Raw genomic sequence first — 14,917 nt, 5'->3', positions numbered from 1 at the left:
AAAAAAGTAGCCTTTAAAAAGCACAGTAGTGCTTTTTTTTATTTTGTCCGCATATATATATGTTAGCAAAGCAAGGGTGAGGGGGCAGAAAGGTTATGAAGGATTATATCCGTAAAAGGGTATTGGACATTTGTCAGCACATTTTGGAGAGTAAGCATACGGTGCGGCAATCAGCCATAGTGTTTGGAGTAAGTAAAAGTACGGTGCATAAGGATATGATAGAAAGATTGCCGCTTGTGAATAAAAAAATGGCAAACCGTGTAAGGGTGATATTGGAGCAAAATAAGGCGGAACGTCATATTCGCGGTGGAGAAGCCACACGAAAAAAATATAAGGAAGCGGGAGAAATTAGCAAAAAATAAAGGATTTTTTTTATTCATGTAGAATGGAAACAAGTGAAACTGTTTTTTAAGGCGTTAATTAACCACAAAGGCATAGCTGTATTTTCTTAGTCTTTGTGGTTTAAATAAAAACTAAAGAATGGACAAGTAGGAGTAGGAGAGGGGATTATTCATGTTTGGAATGTCAATGGACATTGGTGTAGATCTAGGGACTGCCAACGTTTTGGTGTACATAAAGGGTAAGGGGATTGTATTGCGAGAGCCATCAGTAGTGGCGATCGATCGTGATTCCAATACAGTATTGGCCGTAGGAGAAGAGGCGCGTCGAATGCTTGGAAGAACTCCCGGCAACATTATTGCCATTAGGCCACTACGAGAAGGCGTCATTGCAGATTATGATACAACGGAAAGCATGCTGCGTCATTTTATTAGCAAAGTCGTTCCCAAGAACTTCTTTTTTAAACCTCGCATCATGGTTTGTATACCTTCCGGTGTCACAACAGTTGAAAAACGGGCAGTACTAGAGGCTGCAGTGCAGGCTGGTGCTAAAAAGACCTATTTGATTGAAGAACCCTTAGCTGCAGCTCTTGGTGCAGGATTAGATATTTCAGAACCATTTGGTTCTATGGTGGTTGATATTGGCGGCGGCACGACGGATGTAGCAGTATTAAGTTTGGGCGGTATTGTAGTGAGTGAATCATTGCGAATTGGCGGAGATAAGTTCGATGAGGCTTTAGTGCGTTATGTGAAACGAGAATATAACGTGATGATTGGTGAGCGCACTGCGGAACAGATCAAAGTTACCACTGGTACAGCATTGGTCTCAGGACGTAATGAAAGTATGGAAATTCGCGGACGGGATTTAGTCTCTGGCTTGCCGAAAACATTACGTATTACATCAGCTGAAACCTTCGATGCATTAAATGAGTCTGTGTCCTTGATTGTTCAACGGGTGAAAACGGTACTGGAAATCACTCCTCCTGAATTGTCATCTGACATTATGGATCGGGGCATTGTCATGACTGGCGGTGGTTCGATGCTTTATGGTTTGGACAAGTTGATTCAGCAAGAGACTGGTATTCCTACCTATTTAGCAGAAGATCCCCTTTCTTGCGTGGCATTAGGTACAGGAAAAGCCTTGGATTCATTAGGCACGTTAGAAGATAGTCTGACAACATTAAAAAGAGGCAGTATCGCCTAATGAAGCGGTGCTCGTAAAAATTTTTGAGAATGAAAAAGGGAGTGATTACATGATTCGCGGTTTATATACAGCTGCTTCTGGTATGCTTGCAGAGGCAGAACGTATTGATGTTACCTCCAATAATTTAGCAAATGCTAATACTGCTGGATTTAAAAAGGATGTGGCTGTTACTAAAGATTTTGCTAACATTTTAATTTCTCGCGTTAATGATGGCGAGGAAGCTCCTGTTATTGGTGGTATGGGAACTGGGGTGTTAGTGGATGAAGTGGCAACGATGCATACTGGCGGTTCTATAAGAACTACGGGGAATGCCTTTGACTTAGCAATTGAAGGAAGAGGTTTTTTTGCCGTGCAAACTCCTCAGGGATTGCGATATACACGTAACGGTACTTTTGCAAAAAGCACACGAAACCAATTAGTTACAAGTGATGGATATCAGGTATTAGGAGAAAATGGTCCGATTACGATCGATGGCAATAAAATGTCGGTTGACGAAAATGGTCGCGTAATTGTTGATAATGAGGTAGTAGGACAGCTAAGAATGGAAGAATTTGCTGATGAAAAACAGATTTCCAAGGAAGGATCGAGTCTGTTTGCTGCAGCCCAAGGTGCACAAGCACAGCCAGCAACTGGTAGTGTAATACAAGGAGCCTTAGAAATGTCTAACGTGAATGTTGTTGGGGAAATGGTGAATTTGATTACTAATTATCGTTCCTATGAAATAAATGCTAAAGTAGTACGTTCTCATGATGATTTATTGGGAAAGGCTGCCAATGATATCGCAAAACTATAAAACTTTATTTTTTATTTAAGATTTTGCTCTATTGTGGCGATATTATAAGTAGGATTAGTTAAGGTCCTACTGTTATAATTTAGTATACATATGTGGAGTTAATGTTTATGTTTTACAATTAAGTTTGATATCGGGTAAGGTTTTTAGCAATATATTTCATGTGATTAGGGAGGATTTTTAGACTATGATGAGATCATTATGGACTGCTGCGTCAGGAATGGTTGCCCAACAGGCGAACATTGATGTGGTTTCCAATAACTTGGCAAATGTTAATACGACAGGATTTAAAAAGAGTCGCTCAGATTTTGAAGATTTAATGTATCAAACTATACGGCAGTCAGGAACGGCGACGGGTGCCGATACCCAGCTGCCTACGGGAATTCAATTGGGGAGCGGTGTTCGTCAGGTAGCTACTCAAAAAATTTATACCCAAGGTCCGACTCAATCAACTGGTAATGATCTTGACATGACTATCGAAGGAGATGGCTTCTTTCAAATCACTATGTCTGATGGAACGATTAACTATACTCGTGATGGTGCGTTTAAGCGCGATGAGCAAGGCAGAATTGTTAACTCAGAAGGGTATCCCCTAGAGCCAGCCATCACCATCCCAGAAGGTTCCTCTAATATTGCAATATCGTCTGATGGTCGCGTTTCAGCTAAGTTAGCAGGTCAGACTGCATCGCAAGAATTAGGACAAATACAGCTTGTTAAATTTGTAAATCCTGCAGGTCTAGATAGCGCTGGACATAACCTACTAAAAGAGACTGCAGCTTCAGGAACTCCAGTTGCCAGTGATCCCGGGGTGGATGGAACAGGCACAATTATGCAAAAATATTTAGAAATGTCTAATGTTCAAGTTGTAGAAGAAATGGTGAATATGATTGTAGCGCAGAGGGCTTATGAAATTAATTCAAAGGCCATTACTACATCCGATACTATGCTGGAACAAGCTGCTAACTTGAAACGTTAGGTGAAAGCAATGAGTAAGAGAGTGTGTTTACTTATCTTATTCCAAATTTGCTTATTTATCAGTTCAGCTTTTGCTGAGGGCACTAGGGTTGTCATTGATGAGCAGGTTAGAGTGAATGGCGCAACCATCAGCCTTGGACAAGTAGCTACGATCAGTGGGGATGACGAGGAAAATAATCAAAAACTGCGCCAAGTGAAAATGGGTGATGCACCTGTTCCGGGCAGCAGTTTTGTGTTAACCAAAGAAGTCATCAATATGCGATTGGCGGCAGCGGGGATTGATTTAACAAGAGTTATGTGGATCATTCCTGATCGTGTAACTGTGATTGGTGATTCGCAGGTTATAAATGCGCAAACATTGATTGATAAAGGAATCAATGCGATTCGGGATCAAGTGGGACCTAATGTGAAATATGATGATTTACATATATTTTATGTTGGACGTGAAAAAGATGTAACAGTGCCTGTAGGGACTGTTGCTCTATCCGCTTCTTTACCTTATGGGATTCGTTATAATACTCCCACTACGGTAATGATTTCTATAAGTGTGGATGGACAAGCTGTTACCAAAGTAGGTCTGAGATTTAAGGTGAATTTATATCGTCAGGTAACGGTGGCAGCCCGTCAAGTGAATGCCCGTGAGATCTTTACTGAAGATGATTTGCGATATGAACGGATGGATACAGGACAAATTGCAGCGGGTTTTATTACTGATAAGAATAAGATACTAGGATTAATGGCCAGACGCTTAATAACTCCAGGTATGGTGATAAGCGATTCCATGGTAAATAAGCCTGTAATCGTTAAACGGGGTAATATGGTAACTCTAACTGCTTTTATTGGCAATATAGAAGTAATAGCCTCGGGGCAGGCTATGCAGGACGGCTATGAAAATCAATTGATCCGCATTAAAAATGTCAGCTCTAATAAAATTGTTTTGGGTAAGGTTATTGATGAAGACAAGGTGCAAGTAGTAACATATAAGAGTGCTTCTGCCTCTTAAAAAATAGTTGCTTTGGATGAATAAAATTTCGTAGAGTGAGTAGAAAGTGAAGGTGTAGAATATGTTTAACCTAACAAAAAAAAATATTGGTTTGCTGTTAGGTTTCCTGTGCCTAATGTTTTTGGTAGCAACTCCGGTCTCTGCGATGTCCTTGTGGAGTGATAGTGGAGCTAGTAGCAGCTTGTATGGTGATTATAAGGCTCGTGCCGTTGGCGATACTCTTACTATCATCATCAGCGAAAATTCTAGTGCGAATCGTGCTGGTAACGCTGCAAATTCTAAGTCGACCAGCTTAAATATGAATGCTGGAACGGGAATTTTTCATGGAATTGCATCTGCTACAGCAGGTAATTCTGACAGCTTTCAGGCTAAGGGTTCCCTTGTCAATACCAATAACGTTACGGCAAGAATGACGGCTCAGGTGCTTGAGGTGAAGCCTAACGGGGACTTAATTGTCTCTGGAACACAAAGTATCAAACAAAATGGTGAAGAACAAAAGATTACGATTTCCGGAATTGTACGTCAAGCGGACATTTCAGCTGATAATACCATATTGTCTACTTACATAGGTAACGCTCAAATAAAAATAGACGGCAATGGTCCGATTGCTAGAAAGCAGCGTCAAGGGATTATAAGCCAATTACTGAACTTCTTGTTTTAAAACGGAGGATATTATGCGCAGGTTAATCATCATGATAACGATTTTATCTTGTGCTATGGCGATTGTGCCAACAGCACTAGCAGCCAGCTCAATAACACGGATAAAAGATGTAGCAAAAGTACAAGGTGTTAGAGCCAATCAACTGGTGGGATATGGGTTGGTAACCGGGCTGGCTGGTACAGGTGATTCAAATACACTTGTCCAAACGAGACAGTCCATTGCCAATATGCTAAAAAGTTTTGGGTTGACAGTAAGTGATTCGCAGCTTAAATCGAAAAATGTAGCTGCAGTCATGGTTACTGCTCAATTACCGGCTTTTGTAAAGCCTGGTGATACCATTGATATGACAGTATCTTCCATGGGAGATGCGAAAAGTCTTCAAGGCGGTATTTTGCTGCAAACGCCCTTGAAGGCAGCGAATGGACAAGTATATGCGGTAGGGCAGGGACCTATCTCTACAGGTGGCTATAGTGCAAGTGGCGGTGGCAGCAGCCAACAAAAAAACTTTCCGACTACTGGCACTACCCCCAATGGTGCAATTGTAGAACGTGAGGTACCTACCCAATTGATATCGCCCAGTGGTTCGATTACACTGGCTTTGAGTCAGCCTGACTTTACGACTGCTGCTCGAATTGGTGACGCTATTAACAATCGGTTTGGTAATATTTCCACGACACGTGATCCAGGTACTGTGGTGGTTTCAGTTCCCAGTACTTACGACAACGACGTGGTGGGATTCGTCGCTTCCATAGAAGAACTCTATATTAATCCTGATAATATTGCCAAGATTATTATTAATGAACGCACAGGTACCATTGTAATGGGTTCCAATGTTACGATTGATGAAGTAGCTGTAGCGCAAGGTGGACTCAGTATTCGTATTGACAGAACGACAGATGTATCTCAGCCGCCGCCTTTTTCTGGTGGATCTACAGTGGTTACAAATAATACTTCTGTTGATGTGAAAGAAGATAAAGCAAATGTTATGGTATTGCCTTCTACGGCGAGTGTAGGCGATGTTGTCAATGCACTAAATGCCATTGGTGCAACACCACGGGATATTATCTCTATATTGCAAGCTATGAAGGCTGCTGGAGCCTTACATGCTGACTTACAGATTATTTAGGCAGGTGGATACGAGTGCAGATAGCAGGAATTAGTTCATCAAGTATGATCAGTAATTTGGATTCTGTGCAGACTAAGGCTAAAGGTGATTTTGCTGAGCATTTAGCACAGGAAACAGAAAAAGCGCAGCAGGCAAAAGATGATGTTAAGTTAAAAAAGACTTGTCAGGACTTAGAAGCTGTATTTCTAAATATTATGATGATGAATATGCGTAAGACGGTGGATAAGTCCAAATTAGTAGATAGTTCTCAGGAAGAGACGATGACATCTATGTTGGACGCAGAAATGACAAAAGATATGGCAAAGGCTGGAGGTATTGGATTGGCGGATATGCTTTACCGCCAATTACGTACCCCGGATCCTGTCAGCAATAAGTCCCAGGCACCGAAATAGTGCCTGGGTTTTTCTCATAAGTAGAGAAAGTATAAGTTTTATAGGTGGAAAGAGATGAGGTTTTATGAACCACAAAGGCACAATAAAAACCTTTGTGTCCTTTGCGTCTTTGTGGTTCGATTGTTTTATATGTTTTCAAGGACGTGTTGCTTTTCATATTAAAAATAGTACTAGTGGTTTTCTTAGGGGGAATATAACAATGAAAATTTTTAAACGTGTGTACATATTGATGATGCTGATCATTTTTTGTTCGCAGATCGTGTGGGCAGCTCCAGCTAAGCCTGTGCTGCAAAAAGTTCGTTACAGCCAAAGCGCAGAGCAAGTACGTATTGTATTTGATGTAAATGAACTGCCTGAATATACCGCTCAGCTTTCTGCCAATCAGGATCAGATTATCATTGATTTTACGAATACAGATAGTAGCAAATTACCAATGTTACAATTAAATGATCCAATTGTCAATAATGTGCAAGTTACCCAAGTACAGCCAGACAAACAGCGGGTAGTCATTACTCTCAAAAAACCGATTGTATCCTATAAATTGTTTACACTATCGAATCCCAAGCGGATTGTAATTGATATTGTAAAAGAATTTGATCGTAAGTATGAAGAACAAATTGGAACTGGCTTAAAGTATACCTCTTTATATCGCAGTACTAAGGCAGGACCTATTTCTGCATATGTGGTGGATCTAGCTCCAGGCAGCAATTATGTCATAAAGCCAGTATTGTCCAATAATGCGATTGTGGATTTAGAAAAAGTACAAGCGATGGCAGAGCGTAATAAAGGCATCGCTGCCGTTAACGCTTCTTATTTTGCTCTTAATGGCGAAATCATAGGGCTGCTGAAAATGAATGGTGAAATTGTGAGTTCTCCTACAATTGGACGAACTGCCTTAGGAATCTTGCCAGATGGTAAGATATTGTTTGACCAGATTGACTATAAGGGGACGGTTACCTTACCAGATGGAGCTACAATTGCTATTACGGGGGTGAATCATGAGCGGGGGCAGGATGATTTAATTCTGTATAATAATTATTATGACAATATGACCGGTACAAATGAATATGGTACGGATTATATTGTGAGTCAAGATGTTATTACTGCAATCGTACATGGTAATGCCGTTATTCCACCGGGAGCAGTTGTGCTTTCAGCTCATGGCAGCAACGAAAAAGCGTTATCCAGTTTGAAAGTGGGTGATGCAATAAAAATTAATCAGACACTTGGTTCTGTTTGGGATAAGACAATATATGCTATTGGGGCAGGTCCACGCTTGATTAAAAATAACAGTGTATTCTTAACCAGTAAAATAGAAGAATTTCCTCCAGATATAGTAGTCGGACGAGCGCCTCGTACCGCAGTCGGCGTAACGAAAGATGGACATGTTCTGCTTGTTGTAGTGGATGGAAGGCAGCAGCATAGTATGGGAGTGACGCTGTTAGAATTAGCCTTATTGATGCAAGAGTTTGGAGCTGTGGATGCGATGAATTTGGATGGGGGAGGCTCTAGTGAGATGGTCGTCAAAGGTAAAATTATGAATAAACCCTCCGATGGGCGCGAGAGATCAGTAGGAGATGCATTAATTATTGTTCCTAAGGATTGATAATTCATGCTAATGCTGTATAATGAAACTAAGTAAGGAGGTGGCTTACCATGCTTCATAGAAAAAGCATAGCAGTTTTGGTAATCGGTTTTGTGCTAATCGTTGGCAGCTTATTAGTTACTGCAAATAGTGTTGTAGAACAAAAGGCCTCTCTGGCTGGAACCATTACAAGTAATGGCTTGGTTAAACCGGGGACTACTGTCCGTGAAGGTGACGTGTTGGTGAAGATCGACACAATAACGGGGGCGATACCAGCATCAAGGGCCACAGCTAATGGCGTTGTAAAAGAAGTTTTAGTTTCACCGGGAGTTTCAGTTGCTGTTGGTGATGTAGTTGCTCGTATTGAAATCGGTAAATAAAGAAAGGATGATATATTTGGTAAAACTATGCAGGCAGTGTCGTCTGGCACTGCTTATTTTTTTATTAATGCTGCCGATGTCCTTAGTATGGGCTGCACCCGAGATCATGCCAGTAGAGAATATAAAGGTAGGTATGCAGGGAATTGGCAAAACTGTAGTTTCTGGTACTAAGTTAGAAGAATTTGGTGTAGAAGTATTAGGAATTATGAAAAACAAAGGACCAGCAGGGGATTTGATTTTGGTGCGAACCTCTGGAGACGTTATTGACCAAACGGGAGGAATTGCACAAGGAATGAGCGGCAGTCCCGTCTATATTGATGGCAAGCTGGTAGGAGCGGTGGCCTATGGTTGGTCATTGACTGATCATAAAGTTGGCATGGTTACTCCTATTGGGGATATGCTGAAATTATGGGATATGCCTGACAATTATAACGCTACGATGCAGTTTATGAAGGAAATACCAGATTTTGAGCCAATGACCACACCATTGATGGTATCTGGTTTTAGTGAACACGCTTTAACAATGCTGCAAGACAAACTTAAACCTTTTAATTTGGTACCTCAAGAAGTAGGAGAAGCTCCTTCAGATGTTGTGTTTGCTCCTCTAGAACCAGGGAGTGCTGTAGGAGTTGAGTTAGTTCGCGGCGATGTGAGTGTGGGAGCTTTGGGTACTGTTACTTACGTGGAAGATAATAAAGTCTTAGCATTTGGTCATCCATTTTTGAAGAAGGGGAATATTGGATACTTCATGACCAATGCCTACGTGTTTTCCACTGTTAATGGCTTAGAAAACTCATTTAAAGTCGGTACGATGGGAGAACCTGTCGGTATTATCAACCAGGATCGAGGAGCAGGAATTGCTGGATACCTTAGCAGGTATCCCACCATTATCCCGATACGCATCATCGTGAAAGATAATGATACTGGACAAACCCAGGATGCAGCAGTACAAGTGGTAAAAGATGAGCAGCTCTCATCCATTTTGTCGGCTACCACTATGTTCAATGTCATTGACAAGACCATGGATCGGGTAGGGCCGGGAACAGCTAAAGTTAGTTTTGAAATTTCTGGTCAGAATATGCCTGGAGGGATTATTACTCGAGAAAATATGTTTTACAGCCCTGCCAGTATCGGTGAAGCGGCTGTGGGTGAGTTTTTGGAAGCCATGACAATGCTAACGGGGAATCCATACAATCCAGTTAATCTGATGGATGTTAAGGTCCATGTTTCTGTTAGCGAAGAGCGTCGTACCGCTACTATTGTGGAAGCCCAGACAAAAACTCCTAGTGTAAAGCCTGGGGAAAATGTTGAAATTGGCGTAAAAATAAAGCCGTTTCGCGGCGAGCCGATTCAGCGCAGCGTTTCCTTTGCTGTTCCTAAAGATCAGCCGGAAGGGCCTCTTACTCTAGAAGTGCGTGGGGGCGGCATGGTGCCTTTAATCCAGCTGTTAGCTAAAAATCAGGGAGTGGATGAAGGGTTACTAATGCTCAGCAATCCAAAACCCAAAAACCAGGACTTTGCTGATGTGGTTAAAGAATTTATGGAACGTGACCGCAACAATGAAATTGTTGTAGAAGTGCTGGATATGGGAATGAATGATCTATTCGGCAATGCTGCTTTAGGAAAAGATAAAAACAATAACAAGAAGCAAGAGAAAGGTATAGTAGAAAATACAGTTTCTCTGAAAACTAATATTAAAGCTGTAAATGCTAAGGATAATAAAAAGCAAGGAAAAGTAAAAAACAGCATTACCACAGATTATATCATTGACGGTGATACACAAGTCGTAGTCAACGTAGTAAAAGCCCCAGCGAAGAAATAGATAAAGAAGACTTTGATTGAAGAGGGGATTCGAACCTTCTCCGAATCGAAGTCTTCTTTATGTTACTATCAGAAAAACCACAATGCCGCTGCTGCGGCACACAAAGGAGTGCACCAAAAATATAATAATCCCCTTTGTGTCCTTTGCGTCTTTGCGGTTCGATTATGTTATATATTTAAATGGACGCATCAAATTTTCTCTTATCCATGTTATACTATTCCATCAATTTCCCCTGCACGGGGTGCAGGGAACTTACGTTTTTTATGGAATACTTCATAATAAGACAATTTTTTAATATAATCTTAATATTAAAGTTTAAATGTCAATGTGAGGGATTATAATGTTGCTAGCTATAGTAGAAAGCATTGGACGGCAAGTGATTCTTTGGATGGAAAATAGCGGTCGGATTGTTATCCTGTTAGGCAATACCTTATTTCATTTGCGGGAAAAGCCTAGAATGAACCATGTACTGCATCAAATGGCGCATCTAGGTGTAGATTCTTTGCCAATCGTATTGCTGACGATTTTATTTACAGGTATGGTAATTACACTGCAAACTGCCACTGAATTTATTAAATATGGTGCTCAGTCGTCTGTGGGAGGCGTTGTGGCAATTGCCATGGCAAGGGAACTAGCCCCTGTTTTAACAGGAGTGGTAGTTGCAGGACGTGTAGGAGCAGCCCTTACGGCAGAGATTGGTTCTATGAAGGTTACAGAACAAATTGATGCGCTGCGGGTGATGGCCATTAACCCTATCAAATATTTAGTAGTACCCAGGTTATTAGCTTGTGTTATTATGGTACCTATATTAGTCATCTTTGCTGATATCATTGGTACAGTAGGTGGTTACTTGGTAGCCACCTTATACGCTGATATCAGCTCTTTTACCTATATTCATTCTATTACACTTTTTACTGTAGTTAATGATATAATAGGCGGTTTGGTTAAGGCCATGTTCTTTGGCGGTATTATTGCGATTATCGGCTGTTATAAAGGCTTAACAACAGGTGAGGGCGCTGAAGGTGTGGGGCAGGCTACAACTGCATCCGTAGTTAGCTCGATTATTCTGATTTTTATTAGCAATTATTTTTTGTCTTTAGTGCTGTATCGGTAAGAGGCGAGAGGATGGTGAATGAATGATAAAATTAGAAAATATTAGCATGGGTTTTCATGGAAAATATATATTGCAAGGCATTAATTTGGAAGTGAAGAAAGGGGAAACCTTAGTCGTAATCGGTCCCAGCGGTTCGGGAAAAAGCACGCTGCTGCGTTTAATGGTGGGGCTCTTAAAGCCTACCCAGGGAGAGGTGTGGATTAAAGGACAAGAAATCTCTCATTTATCAGAGGATAATTTAAACAAAGTTCGTATTGGTATGGGGATGGTTTTTCAGTACTCTGCCTTATTTGATTCCATGACAGTGGGAGATAATGTGGCCTTTGGACTCCGCGAACATACCACGATGACCGAGGCTGAGATTCATAAAATTGTCACTCGTAATCTTCGCATGGTGGGACTAGCAGGGCAGCAGGATGTCATGCCTAATGAGTTATCAGGAGGTATGAAGAAACGGGTAAGCTTAGCCAGAGCTATTGCAATCAGACCGGAAATCATGTTATATGATGAACCGACAGCAGGTTTAGACCCGATTATGTCAGGAACCATTGATCGGCTGATTATGAATGCCAAGCGTGTGTTAGGTGTTACCTCTGTAGTCGTTACCCATCATATGTCCAGTGCTTTTAAAATTGCTGATCGTGTTGCCATGATTCATGGAGGACGCATTATTGAGGTGGGGACGGTAGAGCAAATCAAACAGTCTGAAAACCCTGTGGTACAGCAATTTATTCTTGGGCTTAAGTCACCTAACGCATATGTAAGAAGGAGGTCGGAAATGAGATGAATATAAGCACAGAAGCTAAAGTCGGTTCGATGAGTCTGATCGCCTGTATGTTATTGGTATATATTGTTATTCATTTGAGTGGCTTTACCTTTGGCGATAAAGGGTATCCGGTGCAGGCTGTATTTAGGCAAGTAAATGGAATTAAAGAAGGAAACATAGTACGATATGCCGGTGTGGATGTTGGACGAATAAAAGAAGTACGTGTCTTGCCACAAGAGGGAGTGCAAGTGACGATGTTAATGGATCCGGGAGTTAAAATTCCAGAAGGATCAAAATTTCTCATTGGTGCTGATGGGTTAATGGGAGAAAAATATATTAATATTATCCCGACAGATCACAGCTCCAGTTATTTATTACCGAATGCCAAGGTAAAAGGGGAAGAGATCCAAGGCTTGGATGAGCTCATTGCCTCATCAGATCGAGTATTAGCAGAGGTTCATGATTTAGTAAAATCCCTAAATGAGATCGTAGGGGATGACAAAGTCAAAGCTGCCATGAAAAATACCATTTTGAATGCTCAGGAAATAACGGATAATATGAATATCATGATGGGGAATCTTGCACGTATGACCCAAGAAAATGGTGACATTGATGTTACAGTAAAAAATTTAAGTGCGATGTCGCGCAGCTTGCGGGAAGCTGCGGCAAGAGCAGAAATCATGATGCAGGCAGTAGACAATGATGGGCAGACGGCAAGCGATCTGCAGGTAACCCTTGTTAATATTAAAAATACCAGCATCCGTGTAGAAAAAATGGCAGCAGCTTTAGAAGGGGTAGTAACAGACCCTGACACTGCGCAAAACATCAAAGAAACATTAAAAAATGCTCGTATGGCAAGTGAGAGAGCGAACAAGATGTTAACAAAGGTATCTTCCATCGATACGAAAGTGGGATTTGAGACATTATATAATCAGGATACTGGAAAATATAGCAGCAATGCAGATTTGAAAATTAATACCTCACCTACGGATTTTGCTATTATTGGAGTAAGTCATATTGGTGACGGCAGCAGAGGGAATTTTCAGGTTGGCAAAGGTAATGAGGAGTTTGCCGGCAGAGCTGGCGTGATTGACAGTAAAGTGGGGGTGGGGGTAGATACGAGAATCGGCAAGCAAATGTCATTGTCATTGGATGTCTATGATCCTCAAGATGTACGGGTGAAATTGCGCTCTTTATATCAAGTCGCTCCAGACACATTTATTGTAGGACAGAGTGACGGGATCAATAAGCAGGATGAGCAGACGTATTTCGGAGTACGAAGAAATTTTTAAAGAAAACCAATGATATTTGCAGTGATCTTTGATTGACAATAACTGGACTTCATCCTATAATTAATACAGGTTGATGATGTTGACTAACTAGTCATAGCTCTTTGATGAATTGAGGGGGATTTTTTTACATGATGAAACAAACTCTTTGGAAAAGACAATTGATGGCAGCACTGACGGGTGGATTTCTGGTGTTACACACGGTAAGTGGATTCGCAGCACCGATAGAACTATCTTTGGAAGAGAGTATTGCAAGAGCTTTGCAGAACAATCCTGCAATTAAGATAGCAGATGCAGATAGACAGGGAGCCGAGTATAATATACGTGTAGCAAAAGGTGGAAAATTACCTACGTTGAAGTTAGAGCACTCTGATGGTCGCTCGAAAACATATGTGAAAGACACTGCAAGTATCGGAAATGAATTTGGCAGTTCGGTTACTTTGGAAATGAATCTATATACGGGTGGAGAAGTAGAAGGTGCCGTAGAGAAAGCTAAGATTGGTTTAAAAGTGGCTGATTTGGATGTAGAGAAAAGTAAACAGCAAATAAAATTAGATGCTACGAATGGTTATTTTACGATTCTGCAAACGAGAAATACCGTAAAGGTAGATCAAGAATCTGTGGATCAAATGGCAGCTCATTTAAAAAACGTAGAAGCTCAGTATAATGTAGGAACACAAGCAAAATCTGACGTACTACGTTCTCAGGTAGAATTAGCCAACAATCAGCAAGTGTTGACTAAAGCGCAGAATGCTTATGAATTAGCGGTTTCTAATTTGAATAATATAATGGGTTTACCATTAAATACAGAAATACAAATAAAAGATGAGCTGGTTCATGAGCCTTATAACTTATCATTAGAGGATAGTATTAATTATGCCATGAGCAATCGTCCAGAAGCAATCCAAGCAGATCACAATATAGAGATCGCAAAACAATCTGTCAAAATCGCAAAAGCTGGTAATTTACCTACTGTGGCTGCTAGTGCCAGCAAAAAGTGGGCTGATGATGATTTTCCAGGAACGGATGACAATGGTTGGTCGATTGGTTTGAAAGCTACTTGGACTCCTTTTGATTCTGGTGTAACCAATGCTCAAATTAAAAAGTCCAACTCTGAGGTAGAAAAATCACTGCAAACAGCCAAACAAACGAAAGATACAGTTCAGCTAGAAGTACGTCAAGCGTACTTGAATATGATAGAAGCTGAAAAGCGGATTAGTACCTCTCAAGTGACAGTAGAGCAAGCCGAAGAAGATTTTAAAATTGCTCAGGTCCGTTACAGTGCTGGGGTGGGAACGAATACAGATGTAATCGATGCACAAGTAGCCTTAACACAAGCGAAGAATAATTACATTCAAGCAATGTATGATTTCAATACAAGTAAAGCGAACCTAACAAAGGCTATGGGAGTACCTGTAGAAACTGTAAAATAATATTGTAAAAAGAGCTGGGAATATCCCAGCTCTTTTTGG

At 41.0% G+C, this 14,917-nt stretch carries 15 protein-coding genes; all 15 read left to right on the top strand.

Going from position 1 to position 14,917, the window contains the following annotated elements; translation table 11 throughout:
• The first annotated feature begins 95 nt into the window (after window positions 1–95).
• The 15 genes from spoIIID to LMF89_RS02290 all read left to right on the top strand — a co-directional run bounded on the left by spoIIID (window position 96) and on the right by LMF89_RS02290 (window position 14,878).
• Window positions 96–362: a sporulation transcriptional regulator SpoIIID gene (gene spoIIID / locus LMF89_RS02360; protein WP_229533726.1), complete on the top strand. Its 267-nt coding sequence runs from the start codon at window positions 96–98 to the stop codon at window positions 360–362.
• Window positions 363–513: 151 nt separating this feature from the next.
• A complete protein-coding gene (locus LMF89_RS02355; RefSeq protein ID WP_229533725.1) occupies window positions 514–1,542 on the top strand; it encodes a rod shape-determining protein in 1,029 nt (342 codons plus the stop codon).
• A gap of 49 nt (window positions 1,543–1,591) precedes the next feature.
• A complete protein-coding gene (gene flgF / locus LMF89_RS02350; RefSeq protein WP_229533724.1) occupies window positions 1,592–2,335 on the top strand; it encodes a flagellar basal-body rod protein FlgF in 744 nt (247 codons plus the stop codon).
• A 184-nt stretch (window positions 2,336–2,519) separates the two neighbouring features.
• The gene (gene flgG / locus LMF89_RS02345; protein ID WP_229533723.1) at window positions 2,520–3,308 is read left to right on the top strand and encodes a flagellar basal-body rod protein FlgG; all 789 of its coding nucleotides are present in this window, start codon (window positions 2,520–2,522) and stop codon (window positions 3,306–3,308) included.
• A 9-nt stretch (window positions 3,309–3,317) separates the two neighbouring features.
• Window positions 3,318–4,310, top strand: a complete 993-nt coding sequence (gene flgA, locus LMF89_RS02340) for a flagellar basal body P-ring formation chaperone FlgA (RefSeq protein ID WP_229533722.1) — start codon at window positions 3,318–3,320, stop codon at window positions 4,308–4,310.
• Between the two features lie 61 nt (window positions 4,311–4,371).
• Entirely contained in the window at window positions 4,372–4,971 is a 600-nt protein-coding gene (locus tag LMF89_RS02335) for a flagellar basal body L-ring protein FlgH (RefSeq protein ID WP_007958894.1), read from the top strand.
• Window positions 4,972–4,984: 13 nt separating this feature from the next.
• Window positions 4,985–6,097 (top strand): flagellar basal body P-ring protein FlgI, encoded by a 1,113-nt coding sequence (locus LMF89_RS02330; protein ID WP_229533721.1) that lies wholly within the window; start codon window positions 4,985–4,987, stop codon window positions 6,095–6,097.
• Window positions 6,098–6,111: 14 nt separating this feature from the next.
• Window positions 6,112–6,489, top strand: coding sequence for a rod-binding protein (locus LMF89_RS02325; protein ID WP_229533720.1), 378 nt, complete (start codon window positions 6,112–6,114; stop codon window positions 6,487–6,489).
• A gap of 199 nt (window positions 6,490–6,688) precedes the next feature.
• Window positions 6,689–8,095 (top strand): phosphodiester glycosidase family protein, encoded by a 1,407-nt coding sequence (locus LMF89_RS02320; RefSeq protein ID WP_229533719.1) that lies wholly within the window; start codon window positions 6,689–6,691, stop codon window positions 8,093–8,095.
• A gap of 50 nt (window positions 8,096–8,145) precedes the next feature.
• A complete protein-coding gene (locus LMF89_RS02315; protein WP_007958907.1) occupies window positions 8,146–8,454 on the top strand; it encodes a biotin/lipoyl-containing protein in 309 nt (102 codons plus the stop codon).
• 16 nt (window positions 8,455–8,470) lie between these two features.
• Window positions 8,471–10,276 carry a SpoIVB peptidase S55 domain-containing protein gene (locus tag LMF89_RS02310; protein WP_439651920.1) on the top strand — a complete coding sequence of 602 codons (1,806 nt, stop codon included), beginning with the start codon at window positions 8,471–8,473 and terminating at the stop codon, window positions 10,274–10,276.
• Window positions 10,277–10,616: 340 nt separating this feature from the next.
• The gene (locus LMF89_RS02305; protein WP_229533718.1) at window positions 10,617–11,390 is read left to right on the top strand and encodes an MlaE family ABC transporter permease; all 774 of its coding nucleotides are present in this window, start codon (window positions 10,617–10,619) and stop codon (window positions 11,388–11,390) included.
• A 22-nt stretch (window positions 11,391–11,412) separates the two neighbouring features.
• Complete coding sequence (locus LMF89_RS02300) at window positions 11,413–12,177, top strand: ABC transporter ATP-binding protein (protein ID WP_229533717.1); 765 nt, start codon at window positions 11,413–11,415, stop codon at window positions 12,175–12,177.
• Window positions 12,174–13,448: an MlaD family protein gene (locus LMF89_RS02295; RefSeq protein ID WP_229533716.1), complete on the top strand. Its 1,275-nt coding sequence runs from the start codon at window positions 12,174–12,176 to the stop codon at window positions 13,446–13,448. The genes LMF89_RS02300 and LMF89_RS02295 overlap by 4 nt, the downstream gene beginning before the upstream one ends.
• A 128-nt stretch (window positions 13,449–13,576) precedes the next feature.
• Window positions 13,577–14,878: a TolC family protein gene (locus LMF89_RS02290; protein ID WP_229533715.1), complete on the top strand. Its 1,302-nt coding sequence runs from the start codon at window positions 13,577–13,579 to the stop codon at window positions 14,876–14,878.
• The last annotated feature ends 39 nt before the right edge of the window (window positions 14,879–14,917 follow it).

Source organism: Pelosinus baikalensis, assembly GCF_020819555.1.
Classification (GTDB): domain Bacteria; phylum Bacillota; class Negativicutes; order DSM-13327; family DSM-13327; genus Pelosinus; species Pelosinus baikalensis.
Note: the sequence above shows the minus strand (reverse complement) of the source record. Positions and strands in the feature narration are given on the sequence as shown.